Here is a 20,991-nt window from a genome sequence, read left to right on the forward strand (position 1 = left end):
ACAGCTCATGCTGGGTGCGAGTGTCACAAGGATGGGCAGGCAGCCAATACGGGATGATGGCTATCCCAAGAATTGGTCATGAAGTGATAGTATCGTTTTTAAATGGCGACCCAGACCAACCGATAGTCACAGGCCGCACCTACCATGCCAGCAACAAAGCGCCCTACACGCTGCCAGACAACAAAACCAAAACCGTGCTGCGCAGTGAAACCCACCAAGGTGAAGGGTTTAATGAGCTGAGCTTCGAAGATCAAGCGGCGCAAGAGAAAATTTACCTGCACGCGCAAAAAGACTATGAAGCACTGGTGCTCAATGACGCCACCAGTCACATCAAACACGATAGTCACCTGACGGTGGATAACGACCAGTTTAGCCATATCAAAAATAACCAACACCTAACGGTCGAGGGCGAAAGCCGCGATAATGTGACTAAAGATAGCAGTCTGGAGGTTGGCGGTTCATTGCAGCATAAAGTGGCACAACTGACTGCTATTCAAACTGGGCGCGAAATCAGCCTTAAAGCGGGAGCCAAAATTGTAGTAGAGGCAGGAGCCGAAGTGACCTTAAAAGCAGGAGGCAGTTTCGTCAAAGTCGATGCCGGTGGCGTGCATCTCGTTGGTCCTGCAATTAACCTCAACTCTGGCGGAAGCGCTGGCAGCGGTAGTGCTTATAGTGGGCAGCCAGCCATGTTGGCAAATACATTGATTGATATGAAAGCTCCGGCCGAATTGCAAGCGAGTGCAGTTAGCGCGACCATGCAAAGTGGGCAAGCCAATGTGATCACGCATTTTGAGGCCGCTGCCACACAATCCGCTGCGCAGAAATCATCTGCATCTCCACAAAAGCAATCAGAAGCAAAGGCCGAAGAAAAGAGCGCTCAGGAAAAGAGCCAAAAAGAGGATGCACAAAACGAAGATAAAGCGTCAGTACTACAATCGGATTTGCTGAAACCTTCAGAAGAGTTGGAAAAGTTAGCGAAGAAACAAGCCAGCGCTTTCAGAAAAGGCAACAATGGCGAAGAAGTGAGCTTGATTCAGCAAGCGTTAATCAAAATGAAATTTGATTTGCAAGCCGATGGTGATTTCGGTAATAAAACCAAAACGGCCATTGAGCTGTTCCAAAAAAGTTATCAACCCAGCCATCAAACGCATCTATCATACAGCATTGGCCCCGTTGATAGTATTGTTGGCCAAGGGACACTGCTTGCTCTGGATGAAGCACTCATGGATGGTTGGGTTTATATAGAAGAATGTAGGCTAATGATTGACCATGAATATATCCAGCAACTGGAAGGAAGTAAAACGGTCGGTTATGTTCCAAATCCTGAGTTTAGTCAGAGTGGAGTAACGATAGCTACAGGTTTTGACTTGGGGGCGAGATCGATAAGTGATCTTAATAATTTAGGCTTGTCTTCTGATTTAATTCGACGATTCTCCCCCTATATTGGTTTAAAAAAGCAAGCGGCTGTAGATAAGATAAAAGAAATACCTTTGAATATTACTACTAATGAACTTATGACCATCAATGAGTTGGTAAAAAAATCGGAAACAAATAAATTGATCAAAATGTATAATTCTTCAGTTAGTCAGGTGAAATTTGAGTGCTTACCAAGTCAAGCGCAAACTGTTATCGCATCAGTGGCTTATCAATATGGCTATCTTCCTAGGAGAACAGCTGTTTTTTGGAATCAAGCAATCACACAGGATTGGCAAGCAATGTATGATAATTTAATGGACTTTAAAGATATATACCCATCAAGAAGAGAAAAAGAAGCGTTACTAATTAAGGAGTTATTATGAGATTTATATTGTTTTTATCGATGTTTTTTTACTCGATTACAGCATGGTCTGCAGACTTGAAGGATATATATGAGAATCTTGATGTTACAAGTTTTAATAGCTCTCTAAGACCAATGCAGATAAGTGATGAGAAATTATTTACTGAATTTGGCCAGCTTCCGAAGCCAATAATGAAAGATAATGAAATAATAATTGAAGATGAATACTGGATATATTCTATAAAAATAATAAAAACAAATGGTAATGATATTCATGTATGTTTTTTGGATAAGTCAAAAGAAGGTAATTATGATGCTCAAGAACCTTTAGTGATAAGGAAGTATGGTAAAAACTATGTAGCTATAGCTCAGATGTCAGATGTGTGTGAGTCATATGCAAGGTAAGCAGGTTAATTCTACTAAACTTAAGATAATATGAGCTTAATAAATATAACAAGGGAGTAGATGAAGGATGATAACATCATTGGCGAATTTATTACTCCTATTCGTATCTATTTTTGCTAGTGCGCAGAGTTTAGATAACAGTCAGGTTTATACTGTCCCACAGGCGGAAAAATGGGTAGTTACAGATATTTTAAGAAGTCCTTGTGATGTATGTACATCAGATATTTATATTCAGAGTGGAAGTGTGCATATAAATGGAGTTTGGGTTTCTGGTACTTTTGAGTTTTCTGTGCCGGAGAAAGCTGATATTTTGTTTGATAGCACAACAGTATTTGCTTTAGGCGATGTTATTCAAAGGATTAATGTGGAAAAAGAAAAATAAAATGCGAACAAAAAATTAATTCTGAAAATCGGCTAATAACGCCTAGCAACCGCTAGGCGTCGCATTTACAATCCATCCTAAAAAATACAATGCTTAGCGAAGTCGCCGGCTTCATTGGCTGTCCAATCACCTTTCGGCTTATCTTCCATATCTTTGCACCAAGCGCTGCTGCCAATTTGAGATTGGAAAATGCAGAACTTGGCGAAGTCGACAGCGCTTTGCGCGCTCCAATCATTTTTTGGCTTCTCTTTCATCTCGTTACACCAAGACTCGCTGCCTACGTCAGAGCAAGCGGCTAGTGAAATTAACGAGACTAATATTAATGCGATTTTCTTCATAATGGCTTCCAAGTAAGCACGATTTCTTTAATAAAAACTATAGCGAAAATGTTGCTCTAAGTGTTAGCAAAGAGTAAAAAATAAAGTCACTAATGACAAAATGATCAGTGATTGACTTCACTATTTTTCTCTGTTTTTCCATTCAATCGGCGATCTAACTCACATTATTATTTTTGCCTTAGTGCAATTAAAAATCCCTCAGCTAGGATTTATCGAAACGTTTCGATGATGTTTTATTGAACTATCTACTCACGTGAAAGGGTTATGTTCAAAGATATCCGAACCCCAATGTTGAAGGTATAACAATGAAAAAAAGTACCCTACTTAATGCTGATCTTTCTTATCTTGTTGCCACGTTAGGTCATACCGATGAAATCACGATCTGTGATGCAGGTTTACCGATCCCAGATGAGGTTCAGCGAATTGATTTAGCGCTGACGCATGGCATTCCTAGTTTTTTAGATACCATCCGCGTGATTTTGTCTGAATCACAAATCGAAGGGGTGGTGATGGCGAAAGAGTTTGCTGAGGTTAGTCCTGAGCACCATAAAGCATTACTCAATGAGTTGCGTATGGAGGAGGAAAGTTGTGAGAAGTCAATTCGCATTACTTACCTCTCACATGAAGAGTTTAAAGACCGAACTCTACAAAGTCGCACGGTCGTGCGAACTGGCGAATGTACGCCTTATGCTAACGTTATTTTCCAAGCTGGCGTAGTTTTCTAACTCTCGGTTGAGGACGAATCATGACTCAAGCAATTTTATCGCTTACTGACATCGAAAAAGCGTTTCCAGGAGTTAAGGCTCTTGATAAAGCGAGCCTGAATGTCTACCCAGGTCGAGTTATGGCACTAATGGGAGAAAATGGTGCCGGTAAGTCAACGTTAATGAAGGTTCTGACGGGCATCTATTCACTTGATGCTGGCAGCATTGCTTACCAAGGCAAACCTGCCGCATTTAAAGGCCCCCGCGATTCTCAGCACGCTGGTATTAGTATTATTCACCAAGAGCTGAATTTGATTCCTGAATTGACCATTGCTGAAAACATTTTTCTAGGCAGAGAGATGACCAGTGTGATGGGTCGAATTCTATGGAATGAAATGTATCAAGCAGCCGACAAACTACTGGCTCGCTTAAACGTTAAACACAGCTCCAAGACCCTGCTGGGTGACTTAAGCCTTGGTGAGCAACAGATGGTTGAGATTGCAAAAGCGCTCTCATTTGAGTCGAAAGTGATCATCATGGATGAACCGACGGATGCACTGACGGATACCGAAACTGAGTCGCTATTTAATGTTATTAATGAGCTGCGCGAACAAGGTTGCGGCATTGTTTATATCTCTCATCGCTTAAAAGAAATCTTCGAAATTTGTGATGATATTACGGTGTTGCGTGACGGCAAATTTATTGGTCAATGCAAAGTGTCTGATACCGACGAAGATGGCTTAATTGAAATGATGGTGGGGCGCAAACTTGAAGAGCAGTACCCACGCATTGAGGTTAAGCATGGTGAAACCTGCCTTGAAGTGATCGGCCTGACGGGATCTGGAGTGCACGATATCAGTTTTACTTTAAAACGTGGTGAGATTTTAGGGGTATCGGGTTTGATGGGGGCTGGGCGCACAGAACTGATGAAAGTGATTTACGGTGCGCTGCCGAGTGAACGTGGCGTGATTAACCTCGACAACAAAACCATCAACCCTGTGAGCCCTCAAGATGGTTTAGCTAACGGTATTGCTTATATTTCTGAAGACCGAAAAGGCGATGGTTTAGTGCTTGGCTTATCGGTGAAAGAGAATATGTCTCTGTGTGCGCTAAATAAATTTGCTAAAGGGATACAAATTCAGCATGGCGAAGAAGCCATTGCAGTAGAAGATTTCATGCGTTTATTCAATATAAAAACCCCGTCACGCAATCAAATTATCGGCAATTTGTCTGGTGGTAACCAACAAAAAGTTGCGATAGCTAAAGGGTTAATGACACGCCCTAAAGTCTTGATTTTAGATGAACCGACTCGCGGAGTTGATGTCGGTGCTAAAAAAGAAATTTATCAACTCATTAACCAATTTAAAGCCGAAGGGATGAGCATCATTTTGGTGTCCTCAGAAATGCCAGAAGTGTTAGGAATGAGTGACCGCATTATGGTGATGCATGAAGGGCGAATCAGCGGTGAGTTTGATGCCAAAGAGGCCAACCAAGAAAACTTACTCGCCTGTGCAGTAGGAAAAATGATTAACGAGGAAGCAGCATGAGCAGCAATAGCATGAATACATCGACTCCATCAAGCGGCAGGAAATTGCTGAGTAAAGAGTGGCTTATTGAGCAAAAATCTCTGATTGCTTTACTTTTCTTAGTGGTTGTCGTTTCTTTTTTAAACCCTAACTTTTTTACGCTCGACAATATTTTGAATATTTTGCGTCAGACATCCGTTAACGCCATTATCGCGGTGGGGATGACTTTGGTTATTCTAACTGCGGGTATTGATTTGAGTGTCGGCTCGGTCTTGGCGTTATGCGGTGCTTTCGCTGCAACCATGATAGGTCTTGAAATTTCGGTCATTATTGCGGTTCCTACAGCGTTGCTTGCTGGCGCGGCATTGGGCGCGATTAGCGGCATCATTATTGCGAAAGGTAAGGTTCAGGCTTTCATCGCTACATTGGTAACCATGACATTACTGCGTGGTGTGACCATGGTCTATACCGATGGTCGCCCTATTTCTACAGGTTTTACTGATACCGCAGATGCTTTTGCGTGGTTTGGTACAGGTTATGCGTTGGGTATTCCGGTTCCAGTATGGATGATGGTCGTGGTGTTTGCGGCAGTTTGGTATTTACTTAACCACACGCGTTTTGGCCGCTATGTTTACGCACTTGGTGGTAATGAATCGGCAACACGCTTATCTGGTATCAATGTCGATCGCGTTAAAATTGGTGTTTATGCCATCTGTGGTTTACTGGCGGCATTAGCTGGCATCATCGTTACTTCTCGCCTTTCTTCTGCTCAGCCAACGGCGGGTATGGGCTACGAATTAGATGCTATTGCTGCGGTTGTTTTGGGTGGCACTAGCTTGATGGGAGGAAAAGGTCGCATTATGGGAACCTTGATTGGTGCGCTGATCATTGGTTTCTTAAATAACGCGCTTAACCTTCTCGATGTTTCTTCTTACTACCAGATGATAGCGAAAGCAGTGGTCATTCTTCTGGCAGTATTGGTGGATAATAAAAATAAATAGCAACATCCCCTTATGGATTGGGCACGTTCGCAAAGTATGCGTAAGTGCCTAAACCTTTGGGAAAAAACCTCGATGCAAAGCAACCAGTTGCCCAGTATCGGCCCCTACAAAAAGGACTATAAAGATGAAAAAACTCGCAACTTTAATTTCTGCTGCTCTACTTTCAACCACCGTCTCTGTCTCTGCGCAGGCGCAAGACACAATGGCGATTGTATTATCGACATTGAACAACCCATTTTTCGTTACCATGAAAGATGGCGCAGAAGCCAAAGCAAAAGAGCTGGGTTATGAACTTATTGTGCTGGATTCACAAAATGACCCAAGTAAAGAGCTATCAAACGTAGAAGATTTAACCGTACGCGGTGTGAAGGCCATTTTGATCAACCCAACTGATTCTGATGCCGTATCGAATGCGATTCGTATGGCGAACCGAGCAAAAGTGCCAGTATTGACGCTTGACCGTGGTGCGAGCCGTGGTGATGTTGTTAGCCACATTGCCTCTGATAACGTGGTTGGTGGTGAAATGGCGGGTCACTTCATCATGGAAAAAGTGGGTGAGAAAGCTAAAGTTATCCAACTTGAAGGCATTGCGGGTACTTCAGCCGCTCGTGAGCGTGGTGAAGGCTTTATGAATGCTGTTAACGGCAGTGAAATGCAGTTACTCGCTAGTCAACCGGCAGATTTTGACCGTACTAAGGGTCTGAATGTTATGGAAAACTTACTTGCCGCTAACCCTGATGTGCAAGCGGTATTTGCGCAAAATGACGAAATGGCATTGGGTGCACTACGCGCCGTTCAAGCATCAGGTAAAGATGTGATGATCGTTGGCTTTGACGGTACTGATGACGGTATTGCAGCGGTAGAACGTGGCCAACTTGCAGCGACGGTTGCACAACAACCAGACATGATTGGGGCGCTTGGCATTGAAACAGCCGCTAAAGTGTTAAAGGGCGAATCTGTTGATGAGTACATCCCTGTTCCTCTAAAAATTATCAGCAAATAATACTCAATGGCCTTCTCTTTAACGAGAGAGGGCCCATTTTCCGGTGTGTTGAGCTTTGGTTTTTTTATTAGATAGAAAGTTCAAACCTCTCTATACCCCAAATCACAACGGGATATCTCCCTATTAATCATGTTCATTAATGAACAAAGGAAATCTTATGAATCAGTTAGTGGTATTAGGTAGTGTTAACGCTGACCATGTTCTTCAAGTGCCTTCTTTTCCTCGCCCTGGTGAGACATTGCATGGGCGCAATTATCAAGTTATCCCAGGTGGGAAAGGGGCAAACCAAGCCGTGGCCGCAGCAAGGCTAAATGCAGACACCGGGTTTATTGCGTGTGTCGGTGATGATGCGTTTGGCATTAATATTCGTGAAAGCTTTAAGCTTGATGGCATCAATATTTCAGGCGTAAAAATGCAGCCTAACTGCCCAACGGGGATCGCTATGATCCAAGTGTCTGACGGTGGCGAAAACAGTATTTGTATCTCTGCAGAGGCAAATGCCAAACTTACCGCACAAGTCATCGAGTCTGACCTTGCCAATATAGGTGCAGCTAGTTACCTGTTGATGCAACTTGAAACACCGATTGACGGCATTATTAAAGCGGCGCAATTTGCTAAAGAAAATCGTACTAATGTGATACTCAACCCAGCGCCAGCCCGCGAGCTACCTGATACTTTGTTAGCGTGTGTTGATGTGATCACCCCCAATGAAACCGAAGCACAGGTTCTCACTGGAATAACGGTTGATGATGATCAATCAGCGCAACTGGCTGCCAATGAATTACATAAGAAAGGCATAGAAATTGTACTGATCACCTTAGGTGCTAAAGGTGTGTGGCTTAGCCAAAATGGTCGTGGAGTATTGATTCCAGGCTTTAAGGTTGATGCGACAGATACCACGGCAGCGGGTGATACGTTTAATGGCGCACTTGTGACTGGTTTGTTGGAAGAAATGCCTTTAGAATCAGCAATTAAGTTTGCTCATGCGGCAGCGGCAATATCCGTCACACGTTTTGGGGCTCAGACATCTATCCCTACTCGCAAGGAGGTGGATGCATTCCTCGCTCAACATTGTTAGGAGAATAAAACATGGCCACCATGAAAGACATAGCAAGGCTTGCAGGGGTATCAACGTCAACGGTTAGTCATGTGATTAATAAATCTCGTTTTGTGAGCGAAGATATCGCTGAGCGAGTTAATAAGGCTGCTCAAGACTTAAATTATGCGCCATCTGCTTTGGCGCGTAGTCTCAAAATGAATCGTACTCGAACTATTGGTATGCTAGTTACTACCTCAACCAACCCTTTTTTTGGCGAAGTGGTGAAAGGGGTCGAACGCAGTTGTTATCACAAAGGGTATAACCTGATTTTGTGCAACACGGAAGGCGATAATGAACGAATGAAAGCGTCCATCAATACACTGTTGCAAAAGCGTGTTGATGGTTTGTTATTGATGTGTTCAACCTTAGAAGGTGAACGTATCGAAGTATTTGATCGCTACCCCGACATTCCAGTTGTAGTGATGGATTGGGGGCCAATGCTCTTTGCCAGTGACAAGATTCAAGATAACTCGTTAAGCGGTGGTTATATCGCAACCAATTATTTAATTGAATGTGGTCACAAAGAGATTGGCTGTATCACGGGGCCGCTCATTCGACATCAAGCGCAAATGCGTTATGAAGGTTATAAACGCGCTGTTTTAGAATCGGGTTTAGAAATCAATCCGCAATGGATTGTGGAGTCAGACTTTGAGTGTGAAGGCGGTTATGAAGCGTTTAATCGCATGTTAGAAAACGGTCCGCTACCCAGTTCAATTTTTGTTTCAAACGATATGATGGCGATGGGGGTGCTCAATGCAGCCTACGAAAAAGGCATCCGTATTCCCGAGGATGTTTCTATTATGGGATACGATGATATCCATATTGCTCGCTTTATGTCTCCAGCACTGACTACCGTGCATCAGCCCAAATATCGTTTAGGTAAAGTGGCCGTCGAAACCTTACTCAAAAAGCTTGAAAAAGAGACTCTAGAGCCGCAAGTTGTGCAACTTGATCCAACCTTAGTTGTGCGTAAAAGTGTGAAAAATTTGAATTAGGATTTTACCGTTATTGTTTGAATAAATGATGGTATTCTTTCGCGCAATATAATGCGCAAACGTTTGCTGGAATCGGCTCTTTCAGCGGAATAAAACAGATATAGGCCGAATCATCGACTTGACGGTTTCATTTTCTGAACTAATGAAGTTGTTTTGATAGTTTTATAGAGATTGTTTAAGGTAAATAGAGAAAAGCGTTCAGTTAAATATATCAATTGGTTGGAAGAGGTAAGCCTAATCCAACGTTTGATTTCACTTGCCGCCTAACTTTAAGTTCAAGTTGTTTGGCTATATAAAATAATAAAGAGCACGACTGAGTGCTCTTTATTATTTTATGTGAGGATTACAATCCGCCTAGCTGTCGGGCTTGTTGCAACAACGCTTGGCGTTGAGCTTCCATTTCAGATTGAACTTCATTTTCCCTATGAGCGTCTTCTTCCACTGCCTGTGGGACTAATACATAGAACTTATTGATGGTCATCTCTGGATCTCATTTTGTTTCTGAATAGCAAAAAAATAAAGGATGTTAACTAGGTTAACATCCTCCATGAAGCGAGAATTATAGGCGTAGACGGTAGGGCTTAGCTAGTCCTTTATCTACTATATCTAGAATTTTTTAGACATCGTAAGTGGTAGACGCAGTATTACCGCCTGTACCTGTCCAGTTTGTGTGGAAGAATTCACCACGTGGACGGTCAGTGCGCTCATAAGTATGTGCACCGAAGTAGTCACGCTGTGCTTGTAGTAAATTTGCTGGCAAGCGGGCGGTGGTATAGCCATCTAAGAAGGTTAACGCTGAAGTCATGCAGGGCATTGGAATACCCACTTCTATAGATTTGGCCGCGACTTTGCGCCATGCGCTCAGGCAGTTATCAAGAATGCCTTTAAAGTAAGCATCTGAACCTAGGAAAGCGATTTCTGGGTTAGCATCGAATGCATCACGGATGTTGCCAAGGAACGCACTGCGGATGATACAACCACCACGCCACATTAGGGCTACGTTACCGTAGTTAAGATCCCAACTATTTTCGTTAGAGGCTTCGCGCATTAGCATAAAGCCTTGCGCATAAGAGATGATTTTAGAAGCAAGCAGTGCCTGACGCAGTGCATCAATCCATTGCTGCTTATCACCTTCAACGGGAGTAATGGTTTTACCAAATAATTGCTCAGCTTCAACGCGTTGATCTTTCAGTGCAGATAAGCAGCGAGAGAATACCGATTCCGTGATCAGTGTCAGTGGGATACCCATATCTAACGCATTGATACCAGTCCATTTACCTGTGCCTTTTTGGCCCGCAGTATCAAGGATTTTCTCAACCAGCGCTTCACCATCTTCATCTTTGTAGCCAAGAATGTCTGCGGTGATTTCCACTAGGTAGCTATCAAGTTCGGTTTTGTTCCAATCAGCAAACACTTTTTGCATCTCATCATGGTTTAAGCCTAAGCCATCTTTCATGAATTGATATGCTTCAGTGATTAGTTGCATATCGCCATATTCAATACCGTTATGAACCATTTTAACGAAGTGACCCGCGCCATCGTTACCTACCCAGTCACAACAAGGCTCACCTGTATCGGTTTTTGCAGAGATGCCTTGGAAAATTGGCTTAACTGCTTCCCAAGCTTCTGGTGCACCACCTGGCATGATAGAAGGGCCAAAACGAGCGCCTTCTTCACCACCAGAAACACCTGTACCGATAAAGTGAATCCCTTTTTCACGCAGTGCAGCTACGCGGCGGTTAGTGTCTGGGAAGTTGGTGTTACCACCATCGATAATGATGTCACCTTTGTCTAGTAGTGGAACTAATGCTTCGATAAATGTATCAACAACATCACCAGCGCGAACCATTAGCATTACTTTACGCGGTGTTTCTAGTTTCTCAACCAGTTCTTCTAGTGAGTAAGCGCCAACGATATTGGTGCCTTTAGCTTGACCTGCTAAAAACTCGTCTACTTTCGCAGCAGTACGGTTGTGAGCCACAACTTTGAAGCCGTGGTCGTTCATGTTTAGGATAAGGTTTTGCCCCATAACTGCTAGGCCAATTACACCGATATCACCTTTCATTATTTCTCTCCAATTTATCTATTTGGACGCGCGTTACGCGATTTTTGCTGCTGCGCCTGAATCTAAGTACCACTCCGTTTGACCCGTTTTAGATTGGATCTTCGCTGCAGGATAGGACAGCTCGTTTGCCGGAGTAGTATGAATTTCGTTTACGATGTCGACTTTACTAGCGCCAAGAACGAGGTAGCTAATTCGTTTCGCCGCTTCGAGAACTTTGGCTGTTTTCGATACACGGAGTTGACCAGACTCAGGATGAGTCGCCAACACTGATAGGTTTTCATCTTGATAGTTGGTTTGTCCTGGGAATAGAGAAGCAGTATGGCCATCAGCACCGACACCAAGTAGAATCCAGTCAAATACAGGGGTTCCATTTTCTGACGGGATGACATCTGCCATCTCTTTAGCAAAACGATCAGCTTCTACCTGTGGCTTATCCTCCCCACGAATACGGTGGATATTTTCAGCAGGAAGGTTCACTTGGCTAAACAGAAGTGCGTTTGCTTCACCGTAGTTACTTTCAACATCGTTAGGTGCAACACAGCGCTCGTCACCCCACCAAAAATGAAGGTTGCTCCACTGGATCCCTTCAGCGTATGGGGCTTGTGCTAACAGCTTGAATAGCATTTTTGGCGTGCTGCCGCCCGACAATGAAATGTGTATCTGACGACCTTGCTCGCTGTAGGCTTTTAGATCGTCTGCTAGGCTAGTAACAACTTGCTGGGCAGTATCGAAAATTTTGTGATTAATCATAGTTCGCAGTAATCCGTATCTGTCAAGTTCTTACATGGGAAACGCCATGCACGGCCATCACGTTGTATTAGGTCATCGGCCTCTTTCGGTCCCCATGTGCCACACGCATAACCAAATAGAGATTGAGGGTCTTGCTTGAAGTCCAAAATAGGTTGCACAAACTTCCAACACGCTTCTACTGCATCTGTACGTGCAAATAAGGTTGCATCGCCATTGAGCGCATCTAAAAGTAAGCGTTCATAAGCAGTCAACATTTTGGTTTCTTCTAATGAAGTGTAATGGAAGTTCATCGAGACTTCTTTGGCCTTAAAGCCTGCGCCTGGTTCTTTTAACCCAAAGCTCATTTGAATGCCTTCATCTGGTTGGATGCGAATAATTAATTTATTCTCAGGGGCATTTTGACCAAAAACAGGGTGTGGTGTGCGTTTAAAGTGAATAACCACTTCGGTCACGCGCGTTGGTAAACGTTTACCAGAACGCACAAAAAACGGTACGCCATTCCAACGCCAGTTATTGATGAACATTTTCAAACCGACGTAGGTTTCAGTACGAGAGTCAGCGGCAACACCGTGTTCATCACGGTAACTTGGTAGGAACTTGCCACGCACTTCTGATTCTGTGTATTGACCTAAAACAAGGTTGTTACGTAGGTCATCTTCTGAAAGAGGCTGTAGGCTTTGCAGTACTTTATTAACTTCATTACGAATCGAATTTGCGTTAATTGCCGCAGGAGGCTCCATACCAACCATTGCCAATACTTGCAATAAATGGTTTTGGAACATATCACGTACTGCGCCCGAGCCATCATAATAGCCGCCACGTTCTTCTACGCCCAAAAATTCAGCGCCCGTGATTTCGACATAATCAATGAAGTTGCGATTCCACAGCGGTTCGAACATGCCATTAGCAAAGCGAAAAACTAGTAGGTTTTGCACGGTTTCTTTGCCGAGGTAGTGGTCGATACGGTAAATCTGGTGTTCTTGAAAATGACGATGAATTTCGATATCAAGACTTTTAGCTGAAGCAAGATCATAACCAAATGGTTTTTCGATGATCAAACGCTTCCAGCCTTGTACCTCATTGTTAAGTCCGTGAGCTGCAAGGTTGGCAGGGATCACACCGTAAAGGCTTGGCGGGGTAGCCAAGTAGAAAAGCGTATTGCGCTGTTCAAACTGATAGTGGTCAGTTAACTCATCAAGGCGAGTTGCCAGTTTGGCATATTCTTCAACATCGGATGTATTGAGTGCTTGATAGTGTAAGTGCTCACAAAAAGCATTGAGTACATCTGGGGTGGTTTTTTCCATTTCCTGAAGAGAGCGTTTTAGCTTCTCTCGATATGATTCATCACTGTATTCAGTTCGGCTAACGCCCAGGATAGTAAAGGATTTTGGTAGCTGATTACTTTCGTACAAATGGTATAAAGCGGGGATCAGCTTGCGGTAGGTTAAGTCGCCTGAAGCACCAAAAATCACGATACTGCTGTTTTCAGGTATTACCATCATCTTTCCCTTAAAAACGTGGTATTTAGCATGCGCCTACAGTAGCAGTGCGTTGCAAAAATAGAAAATAGGCTCCAACTATCGCTTTGATAGCTATAATCAATAGCTGGGGAGGTTGAAATCATCAATTCCCCCTCCAAACTCGGGTGCGTATTGTCTACGACAATTTGATATACATCAACAATTGATGACGCAATCGATTAAATTCTGACATTGTCCTAGTACAAGTGATGCTTTATTCCTCTCTTGGAAACGAAATGGAATGCTGCACAATGGAAAATTCAAGATTTGGTGATTTTTGTGGCTTCTAGTAATGAATAATTGATTATTATTTGTTCAAACAGACGCTAATAAGGCGTAACTCACTAAAATATATATCAATTGCTTCTACACTTAGGTCAAACTATCCCCTTCTTACTTGAAGGTGCAGCGGTGTTGGCTACGTTTGCTCACCCCAATCACATAGTTTATCTATGCTTATGGGGATTCACTCACTTGCCGCCTACCTGCAACTCCAAATAGTTTGGGTATACAACAAGAATCTAAAAGCTAAGGAGCGGAGTGATGGCGATTCAACGATTGAATGCAGAGCAGCTCTACCATGTTGCACAGTTAGAAAAGCTACCTTGTAAATCAACCAAAGAACTGGATCCTATCGATGAGATAGTGGGGCAAGAACGCGCACAAAAAGCGGTTGAATTTGCCATGTCGATCAAAGAAAAAGGTTACAACATCTACGCGATTGGTCGTAACGGATTAGGCAAACGCACGATGATTTTGCGTTATTTAAATCGACACCAGCATGAAGCCGATGCCTTATTTGATTGGTGCTATGTTGCTAATTTTGCCGACATTCGCACCCCGAAAGTGCTGAAGTTACCTTCTGGTGTTGGTGTGAGCCTTAAGCAAGACATTGAAAAGCTCATAACGAAGTTGGTTAATGCCATTCCATTAGCATTTGATAACGAGATCTACTTTGCGCGTGCTGACAAGCTAAAAAACCAGATGGTACAAAAGCAGCAAGGTGAATTGGATAGCATCAGTAAAGAGGCAAAAGATAAAGGCATCAGTTTGACCATTACCACCCAAGGTGACTACCAATTTGTCGCCATGAATGGCGAGGAAATGCATACGGAAGAGTCATTTGATGCTTTGTCGAGAAAGGAACAAGAGCAGTTTAGTCATATCATTGATGAACTTGAGATCAGCTTGCGTAATATGTCTCGTCAGCTTACCGAATGGGAAGAGTCATACAGTGAGAAGATCAAAAAACTTAATGATGAAGTGACACTAGGCGTGATCACGCATTTCATTAAACAGTTAAAGCAGGACTACTCAGGTTACCCTGAGATCAAAAACTACTTGACCGAGTTGCAAAAAGATATTGTCGATAATGCGGATATCTTTTTAGACGAAGAAAGTGAACAAGGGGAAGTAGCAACAGCGTCGTTGGATAAGCGTTTACCTCGTCGCTATAAAGTCAACGTTTTGGTTAGTCAGCCTTCCGATAAACTACCTGTCGTTGTGGAAGAAAATCCCAATTATCACTCTTTATTTGGCTATATTGAGACGGCAACGTTTAAAGGTACGGTGTTTACGGATTTTTCATTGATTCGCGCTGGTAGCCTACATAAAGCTAATGGTGGTGTACTGCTGATGGATGCAGTCAAAGTGCTTGAGCAACCATATGTATGGGATGGGTTAAAACGTGCGTTACGTTCTCGCCAGTTGAGCTTTACCTCACTTGAAAAAGAGGTGACTTTAACGGGGACAGTGTCACTAGATCCCGAGCCGATCCCATTGAATGTAAAAATTATCCTATTTGGTGACTACAATACTTATCAATTATTAACCCGCTATGACCCTGAATTCAGTGAGTTATTTAGAGTGACCGCGGATTTTGAAGACGAGATGACTCGTACTCCAGATAGTGAGCTGCACTATGCGCGCTTTATTTCGAGTATTGTGCATGACAACAATATGTTGCACTGCGACCGTAAAGCGATTGCCCGCATCATCGAACACAGTTCACGAACGACTGGTGACCAAGGCAAGTTATCGCTGCATTCCGCTCACATAGCGAATTTGCTGCGTGAGTCGAACTACGTTGCCAAGCAAGCCAACTCGAATATGATTCGTCAAAACCACGTTGAAGAAGCACTAAAAAATCAGGAAATGCGCGTTAATCGCTTGCAAGACAGTGTTATGGAAACTTTCGCAAATGGTACCACTCTCATTCAAACTGGAGGGATGGCTATTGGGCAAGTGAACGCTTTATCGGTACTGAGCACTAGTGATCATATGTTTGGAGCGCCGAATCGAATTACCGCAACCACCTCTTATGGCGATGGTGAGATCATTGATATTGAACGCAGTGTCGATTTAGGGGGCAGTATCCACTCCAAAGGAGTAATGATTCTGTCGGCTTACCTTTCTTCGGTATTTGGTCGAACCGCGCGTGTACCATTGACGACCACGATTACCTTTGAGCAGTCATACGGCGGGGTTGATGGAGATAGCGCGAGTATGGCGGAATTCTGTGCCATTGTGTCTGCTTTTTCAAAGCAACCGAATCGACAAGATATTGCGATTACTGGCTCTATGAACCAATTTGGCGAATCGCAACCGATCGGCGGGGTTAATGAAAAGATAGAAGGTTTCTTCGACGTATGTACCATAAAAGGACGCACCAACCAACAAGGTGTGATTATTCCTCTTTCCAACATGCATAACTTGATGTTGCGTTCGGATGTCGTGAAAGCGGTAGAAAAAGGCGAATTCAACATTTGGGCAATTGAGCATGTTACCGAAGCTATCGAGCTTTTTACTGGTAAAGCCGCAGGTATTGCCACCGAAGATGGGAGCTATCCGGTAGATACTATATTTGGCTTAGCACAAGCCAAATTGAATGCGTTGAGAAAGTAAAACAACCTATTTACTAGCAAAATATAGCCACCTTTTGGTGGCTATATTTTTACATAAACTATCATAATTTGACTTGTGCTGTTTTCTTGTCGAAAAGTCATATTTATGGCGTTGTTTATAGCGTAACACTATGAACTTAAGCCTGTTATTTAATAGACTATTTTGTGATCTTGATCTAGAATCGTCGCCTTATTTTGATCGTTAGGACTGTTCCCAATGGTATGGACGCGAATAATTTTTATCGAGGTTCTAAAATGCACTTTTCACTGAAAAACTTGTCCATTCGTGTTCAAGTTTTGCTACCAGTTTTGCTTACAACGATAGCTCTTTTTATTGCTTTATGGATAACCAAAAGCAATCTTCAGAATGAGCAGCACCAAGTTTCAAACAGTACTGATTTGCTCGTTGAATACAAAGATACTCTTGCCAATATTGACGACACTATTTATCCGCTTCGTATTAGTGCTGTATATGCAATTTACGATTCGTCTCGTCGTGATAGTTTCTTATCAGAATTAAAAAGTGGCTTGAAAGAGGTCGAATATAGCCTTACCAAAATGCAACAAAATGAAATGTATCGAAATGATGTCTCTTTTGTTCGTGACAGTATTGAGAACTATGTAGAGATGTCTAATCGAGCGGTTGAGCTTCTCAATAGCCGAGATAAAGGGCAAGTTCAAGAAGAACAGTATACATCGTTTATTGCGCAATACCGTGAAAGCGGTAATCAGATGGCGAGTGCTGTTAATGCATTGTCTAAAAAGGTCAATCAATTAGCTATTCAATCACTTGCACAAAGTGAGAAAGACAATATTCGCGTCATGAATACAGCAATGATCACTGTAGTATCGGTTTTGGTTATTTCTCTTATGATGGCGTGGATATTATCAAATATAATTGTTGCGCCTATTCAAAAGTTGCAAATGGTTATCCGAGAATTAGCACAAGGTAACTTAACCATTCGAGCTGATGTGGATGGTGAAAATGAAATATCGCGTCTTGGCAAAGATGTAAACACTACCGTTTCTCAATTACATATAACAGTTGATCAGCTTAACCGTATTAGTGAAGACGTTGCATCAGCATCAACAGAGTTGGCAGCGGTAATGACTCAAGCTGAATCAAATGCCAATCAAGAGTTGAGTGAAATTGAACAAGTTGCTTCGGCAGTGAATGAGTTGGCGAGCACAGCAAACAACGTTAGTGACAATGCAACATTAGCGGACTCTACGGCACGTGAAGCGGATGAGCTTGCAAAATCTGGCTTGTCAATATTCAAAGAGAGCACTCAAGCAAGTACACAGATGTCTGATGCATTAAATCATGCGGCGAGTGTGGTACTTCGTTTGAAAGAGCAATCTGAGCAGATCAATGATGTTGTTGAAGTTATTCGTGGTGTCTCTGAGCAAACCAATTTGCTAGCACTTAACGCAGCTATTGAAGCGGCTCGCGCTGGCGAGACTGGCCGTGGTTTTGCTGTAGTGGCAGACGAAGTACGTATGCTTGCTGCACGAACGGAAAGTTCAACCAAAGAGATCAGGGTCATTATTGAAGATCTACAAAGTCAGTCGATCCTAGCAAATGACAGCATGCAAACCAGCATAGATATGTTGGCACGTAATAGTGAACTAACGCAACGTGCTAGTGATGCGCTTGTGGGGATTACTGAGTCGGTTTCTGATATCAATGATTCTAACGCGCAAGTTGCTACCGCTGCGGAAGAACAGTCTCAAGTAACGCAGGATATTAACCGCAGTGTGGTGAATATGTCTGAGCTTGTTAACCAAAATGTCACAGGTATTAGCCAAAGTGCCAGTGCTAGCTCAGAATTATCACAATTAGCAGAGAAGCAAAAAGCTCAGTTGGCTTTCTTTAAGCTATAAATCTTCTGATAATGAAAGCGTTAAGCTGCATGACTTGCAAGGTTGTGCGGCTTTTTTAAATTTAAGCATAATTAACTATCAGAAATAATTGAATTTTTAAATATCATTACATTCACAGCGATATTCATTTAACTGCATAATAAATTACTATCTTTTTTAACATTATCTCCATGTATTGAAATCATAAAAACAAAAATGCGATGATGAGCGCGCCTATAGTGCGTGAGTTGGCTTATGAGAAGGAGTAATTATGGGTAAAGAGGACAGCTTATTTCAGTGGGAAAGAGTACAACGGTTTAATTTCTCGGTTTGGACGGTGTTAACGGGTACATTGATTGCTCGTACCAGTTTTTTCATGGCATGGCCATTTTTGATAGTGTTTCTCTATCAAGACTATGGTGCTTCAGCGATTGAAGTGGGGGGAATGCTGGCAGCTTCAGCCGTTGTTGGGGCTGTGACTGGTTTATATTCTGGATACCTATCCGATAAGTTCGGCCGTAAGTGGGTGATGGTTGCTGGTAGTTGGATTGCGGCATTGGCCTACAGTGGAATTGGTATCGCAGACCAAATCTGGCAATTTTATGTGCTTATTGTTATCACCGGGTTAATGCGCCCGATGATTGAGGCTCCAGCTAAAGCGGTTATTGGTGACAACTTATCGAATGTAAAAGATAGAGAATTGGCACTTAATATTCGCTATTTTTTATTAAATCTCGGTGGCGCTGTTGGGCCGTTATTAGGTATTACATTAGGTTTAACGCATCCTCAAAGTTTGTTCTTTTTTGCTGGTGGAACTTACCTCATTTATGGTTTTTGGCTGTTATTTGGCATTGAACGCAAAGGTCGATATATTCAACCGGATCGCACAGCACTCCCCAATTTTACTTCTACTCTACGTGTGATCAGTAAAGACAATATCTTTGTTAAATTGATGGTGGCGAACTTTATTATGATGTTTGTGTACGGGCAGGTGGAATCGTCAATTCCACAGGTTATCGTACGAACCAGCGTTTTGGACGCCGCGCAGATTGTCGCAGGGCTAGTATTAGTCAATACAATGACCATTATCGTCTTTCAATTTCCAATGCTTAAGTGGTTAGAAAGCATTCCTCTTTTCGTACGTACTCGGATTGGTATGGGGTTAATGGCGGTGGCGCAGATCGGTTTTCTTCTTACTCCCGCAGATTGGCCTATTGGCTGGGCGATTGCGTGCTTTATTTTAAGTATGGGAGAGGTTATCGCTTTTCCTACTCTAAATGTACAAATAGATCGGATGGCTCCAGCGCATCTCCGTGGGTCGTATTTCGGCGCGGCGGCATTGTATTCATTGGGCTTTGCGATTGCACCTTTGATTGGCGGTGTGGTGATTGAGTCACTCAGTTCCAACTGGCTATTCGGTGTTTGCTTTGTGCTATGTTTAGTGATGATTTGGTTGTATTGGGTGGCTGAACATCAAGAAGATAATGTACAAAGAGAACCGATCGTTCAGACTTAATGCTCAAAAGCCCTCATTGAGGGCTTTATGTTTTAATGTTACTTGGTTTGCGCTGTTAGTCCTGCGCTTGCTGGCTCCACTTTCAATGTTTGAGTTGGGAAGGCAACGTCGGCATCATTGTTGTGAATGATCGCCATTGCTTTTAACAGCACATCTTGTTTTACTTCTTGGTAGCGCATCCAATTAACGGTTTTGGTGAAGGTGTAGATAAAGAAATCTAACGATGAAGGACCAAAAGCGTTGAAATTGACCATCAGTGTTTGTTCGCTATCAATGTCAGGGTGATTTTCCAACATTTCACGTATTTCTTTGACAATTTTAGCCATTTTTGAGGCATCATCGTAACGCAAACCAATGGTTTCATTGATGCGGCGATTAAGCATGCGCGAAGGGTTTTCTAGCACAATGTTGTTGAATACTGAATTGGGGACATAAAGTGGTCGTTTATCAAAAGTACGGATAATAGTCATACGCCATCCAATACGTTCGACGGTCCCCTCAATTTGACGATCTGGTGAGCGAATCCAATCGCCGACCTTAAAAGGGCGGTCAAAGTAGATCATTAACCCACCAAAGAAGTTGGACAATAAATCTTTTGCTGCAAAACCGATAATTAGACCACCCACACCGCCAAAGGTTAAAAGCCCAGAAAGGCTCAGACCAAATGCCTGCATGATAGAAAGCATACCGATGAGAATGAAGAATAAACGTGCAACCTTTGCAATGGCTTGAATTGTAGTCTCATCATGTTTTTTTTGTGATAATACGTAGTGCTCAACATTGTTGATGAGACGCATGATGATCCAGATAAAAATAGCGATCAACATCAGTAGCTTTACCGTTTGCAGCCAGTTGAGCTTATCTTTCATCGTATCTTGAAGTAGTAGTCCAAGTGATATTGTGCCTGGCCAACACCAAATTAAAGTGCTTACTGGCGTTTTTAATGCGTGTAACAGTAAATCATCCCAATGGAATTGAGTTTTTTCAGCGACAAACAGTAATCTGCTAAATACGATTCGCCAAATCCCCCATGCGACAAGGCTGGCAATAGAGATAAAAATAATGCTGGTATCCCAATGTTGGGCAAGGGAGGAGGATTCAATGTGAGTCAGTAATTCATTCATAATGTTTTAGTCTTAGTGTG

General features: G+C 42.8%; 18 protein-coding genes. 12 read left to right on the forward strand and 6 right to left on the reverse strand.

The features are described 5' to 3' along the window. The 3 genes from tssI to AACW06_RS12950 form a co-directional block, all read left to right on the forward strand. Positions 1-1,799, forward strand: a 1,799-nt coding sequence (tssI, locus tag AACW06_RS12940) for a type VI secretion system tip protein TssI/VgrG (protein ID WP_192075372.1), incomplete at its 5' end; no start/stop codon positions are given. After that, entirely contained in the window at positions 1,796-2,182 is a 387-nt protein-coding gene (locus AACW06_RS12945; protein ID WP_238336704.1) for a hypothetical protein, read from the forward strand. The genes tssI and AACW06_RS12945, both read left to right, overlap by 4 nt. 79 nt (positions 2,183-2,261) lie before the next feature. Further along, entirely contained in the window at positions 2,262-2,564 is a 303-nt protein-coding gene (locus tag AACW06_RS12950; RefSeq protein ID WP_192075373.1) for a hypothetical protein, read from the forward strand. A 77-nt stretch (positions 2,565-2,641) separates the two neighbouring features. Here the strand turns inward: AACW06_RS12950 and AACW06_RS12955 are convergent, their stop codons facing one another. Further along, positions 2,642-2,902, reverse strand: a complete 261-nt coding sequence (locus AACW06_RS12955; protein ID WP_192075374.1) for a DUF3012 domain-containing protein — start codon at positions 2,900-2,902, stop codon at positions 2,642-2,644. Between the two features lie 305 nt (positions 2,903-3,207). Here AACW06_RS12955 and rbsD point away from each other — a divergent pair, with 305 nt between their 5' ends. The 6 genes from rbsD (at position 3,208) to AACW06_RS12985 (ending at position 9,230) form a co-directional block, all read left to right on the forward strand. Continuing rightward, positions 3,208-3,627, forward strand: a complete 420-nt coding sequence (gene rbsD / locus AACW06_RS12960) for a D-ribose pyranase (protein WP_192075375.1) — start codon at positions 3,208-3,210, stop codon at positions 3,625-3,627. A 20-nt stretch (positions 3,628-3,647) separates the two neighbouring features. Continuing rightward, positions 3,648-5,153 (forward strand): ribose ABC transporter ATP-binding protein RbsA, encoded by a 1,506-nt coding sequence (gene rbsA / locus AACW06_RS12965; protein WP_192075376.1) that lies wholly within the window; start codon positions 3,648-3,650, stop codon positions 5,151-5,153. Next, on the forward strand, positions 5,150-6,133 hold the full coding sequence (rbsC, locus tag AACW06_RS12970) for a ribose ABC transporter permease (RefSeq protein ID WP_192075377.1): 984 nt from the start codon (positions 5,150-5,152) through the stop codon (positions 6,131-6,133). Before rbsA ends, rbsC begins: the two co-directional genes overlap by 4 nt. 124 nt (positions 6,134-6,257) lie before the next feature. Continuing rightward, on the forward strand, positions 6,258-7,136 hold the full coding sequence (gene rbsB / locus AACW06_RS12975) for a ribose ABC transporter substrate-binding protein RbsB (protein ID WP_053311168.1): 879 nt from the start codon (positions 6,258-6,260) through the stop codon (positions 7,134-7,136). Positions 7,137-7,293: 157 nt separating this feature from the next. Next, positions 7,294-8,214: a ribokinase gene (rbsK, locus tag AACW06_RS12980; RefSeq protein ID WP_192075378.1), complete on the forward strand. Its 921-nt coding sequence runs from the start codon at positions 7,294-7,296 to the stop codon at positions 8,212-8,214. 11 nt (positions 8,215-8,225) lie between these two features. Then, the gene (locus tag AACW06_RS12985) at positions 8,226-9,230 is read left to right on the forward strand and encodes a substrate-binding domain-containing protein (RefSeq protein WP_192075379.1); all 1,005 of its coding nucleotides are present in this window, start codon (positions 8,226-8,228) and stop codon (positions 9,228-9,230) included. A gap of 343 nt (positions 9,231-9,573) precedes the next feature. Here AACW06_RS12985 and AACW06_RS12990 read toward each other — a convergent pair whose 3' ends face one another. The 4 genes from AACW06_RS12990 to zwf form a co-directional block, all read right to left on the reverse strand. Further along, positions 9,574-9,711 carry a hypothetical protein gene (locus AACW06_RS12990; RefSeq protein ID WP_168524312.1) on the reverse strand — a complete coding sequence of 46 codons (138 nt, stop codon included), beginning with the start codon at positions 9,709-9,711 and terminating at the stop codon, positions 9,574-9,576. 135 nt (positions 9,712-9,846) lie between these two features. Then, the gene (gene gnd, locus AACW06_RS12995) at positions 9,847-11,295 is read right to left on the reverse strand and encodes a decarboxylating NADP(+)-dependent phosphogluconate dehydrogenase (protein ID WP_192075380.1); all 1,449 of its coding nucleotides are present in this window, start codon (positions 11,293-11,295) and stop codon (positions 9,847-9,849) included. Positions 11,296-11,328: 33 nt separating this feature from the next. Beyond that, on the reverse strand, positions 11,329-12,045 hold the full coding sequence (gene pgl / locus AACW06_RS13000) for a 6-phosphogluconolactonase (RefSeq protein ID WP_192075381.1): 717 nt from the start codon (positions 12,043-12,045) through the stop codon (positions 11,329-11,331). Continuing rightward, positions 12,042-13,544, reverse strand: a complete 1,503-nt coding sequence (gene zwf, locus AACW06_RS13005) for a glucose-6-phosphate dehydrogenase (RefSeq protein ID WP_192075410.1) — start codon at positions 13,542-13,544, stop codon at positions 12,042-12,044. The genes pgl and zwf overlap by 4 nt, the downstream gene beginning before the upstream one ends. 564 nt (positions 13,545-14,108) lie before the next feature. On the opposite strand from zwf, the gene AACW06_RS13010 reads away from it, so the two are divergent. The 3 genes from AACW06_RS13010 (at position 14,109) to AACW06_RS13020 (ending at position 19,847) form a co-directional block, all read left to right on the forward strand. After that, complete coding sequence (locus AACW06_RS13010) at positions 14,109-16,469, forward strand: ATP-binding protein (RefSeq protein WP_192075382.1); 2,361 nt, start codon at positions 14,109-14,111, stop codon at positions 16,467-16,469. 254 nt (positions 16,470-16,723) lie between these two features. After that, positions 16,724-18,352, forward strand: a complete 1,629-nt coding sequence (locus AACW06_RS13015) for a methyl-accepting chemotaxis protein (RefSeq protein ID WP_192075411.1) — start codon at positions 16,724-16,726, stop codon at positions 18,350-18,352. Positions 18,353-18,602: 250 nt separating this feature from the next. Continuing rightward, positions 18,603-19,847 carry an MDR family MFS transporter gene (locus tag AACW06_RS13020; protein ID WP_192075383.1) on the forward strand — a complete coding sequence of 415 codons (1,245 nt, stop codon included), beginning with the start codon at positions 18,603-18,605 and terminating at the stop codon, positions 19,845-19,847. A gap of 38 nt (positions 19,848-19,885) precedes the next feature. Here AACW06_RS13020 and AACW06_RS13025 read toward each other — a convergent pair whose 3' ends face one another. Next, positions 19,886-20,971, reverse strand: coding sequence for a mechanosensitive ion channel family protein (locus AACW06_RS13025; protein ID WP_192075384.1), 1,086 nt, complete (start codon positions 20,969-20,971; stop codon positions 19,886-19,888). Positions 20,972-20,991: the final 20 nt, after the last annotated feature.

The organism is Vibrio sp. S12_S33 (genome assembly GCF_963889785.1).
In the GTDB taxonomy this organism is placed as follows: Bacteria; Pseudomonadota; Gammaproteobacteria; order Enterobacterales; family Vibrionaceae; genus Vibrio; species Vibrio aestuarianus.

What these genes read in the sequence shown, in the direction of transcription:
- AACW06_RS12955 (WP_192075374.1), bottom strand. Translation starts at nt 2,902, where the DNA reads ATGAAGAAAATCGCATTAATATTAGTCTCGTTAATTTCACTAGCCGCT.
- AACW06_RS12990 (WP_168524312.1), bottom strand. Translation starts at nt 9,711, where the DNA reads ATGACCATCAATAAGTTCTATGTATTAGTCCCACAGGCAGTGGAAGAA.
- AACW06_RS13010 (WP_192075382.1), top strand. Translation starts at nt 14,109, where the DNA reads ATGGCGATTCAACGATTGAATGCAGAGCAGCTCTACCATGTTGCACAG.
- AACW06_RS13025 (WP_192075384.1), bottom strand. Translation starts at nt 20,971, where the DNA reads ATGAATGAATTACTGACTCACATTGAATCCTCCTCCCTTGCCCAACAT.
- AACW06_RS12945 (WP_238336704.1), top strand. Translation starts at nt 1,796, where the DNA reads ATGAGATTTATATTGTTTTTATCGATGTTTTTTTACTCGATTACAGCA.
- rbsB (WP_053311168.1), top strand. Translation starts at nt 6,258, where the DNA reads ATGAAAAAACTCGCAACTTTAATTTCTGCTGCTCTACTTTCAACCACC.
- rbsA (WP_192075376.1), top strand. Translation starts at nt 3,648, where the DNA reads ATGACTCAAGCAATTTTATCGCTTACTGACATCGAAAAAGCGTTTCCA.
- gnd (WP_192075380.1), bottom strand. Translation starts at nt 11,295, where the DNA reads ATGAAAGGTGATATCGGTGTAATTGGCCTAGCAGTTATGGGGCAAAAC.
- AACW06_RS12985 (WP_192075379.1), top strand. Translation starts at nt 8,226, where the DNA reads ATGGCCACCATGAAAGACATAGCAAGGCTTGCAGGGGTATCAACGTCA.
- rbsD (WP_192075375.1), top strand. Translation starts at nt 3,208, where the DNA reads ATGAAAAAAAGTACCCTACTTAATGCTGATCTTTCTTATCTTGTTGCC.
- rbsK (WP_192075378.1), top strand. Translation starts at nt 7,294, where the DNA reads ATGAATCAGTTAGTGGTATTAGGTAGTGTTAACGCTGACCATGTTCTT.
- AACW06_RS13020 (WP_192075383.1), top strand. Translation starts at nt 18,603, where the DNA reads ATGGGTAAAGAGGACAGCTTATTTCAGTGGGAAAGAGTACAACGGTTT.
- rbsC (WP_192075377.1), top strand. Translation starts at nt 5,150, where the DNA reads ATGAGCAGCAATAGCATGAATACATCGACTCCATCAAGCGGCAGGAAA.
- AACW06_RS13015 (WP_192075411.1), top strand. Translation starts at nt 16,724, where the DNA reads ATGCACTTTTCACTGAAAAACTTGTCCATTCGTGTTCAAGTTTTGCTA.
- zwf (WP_192075410.1), bottom strand. Translation starts at nt 13,544, where the DNA reads ATGGTAATACCTGAAAACAGCAGTATCGTGATTTTTGGTGCTTCAGGC.
- pgl (WP_192075381.1), bottom strand. Translation starts at nt 12,045, where the DNA reads ATGATTAATCACAAAATTTTCGATACTGCCCAGCAAGTTGTTACTAGC.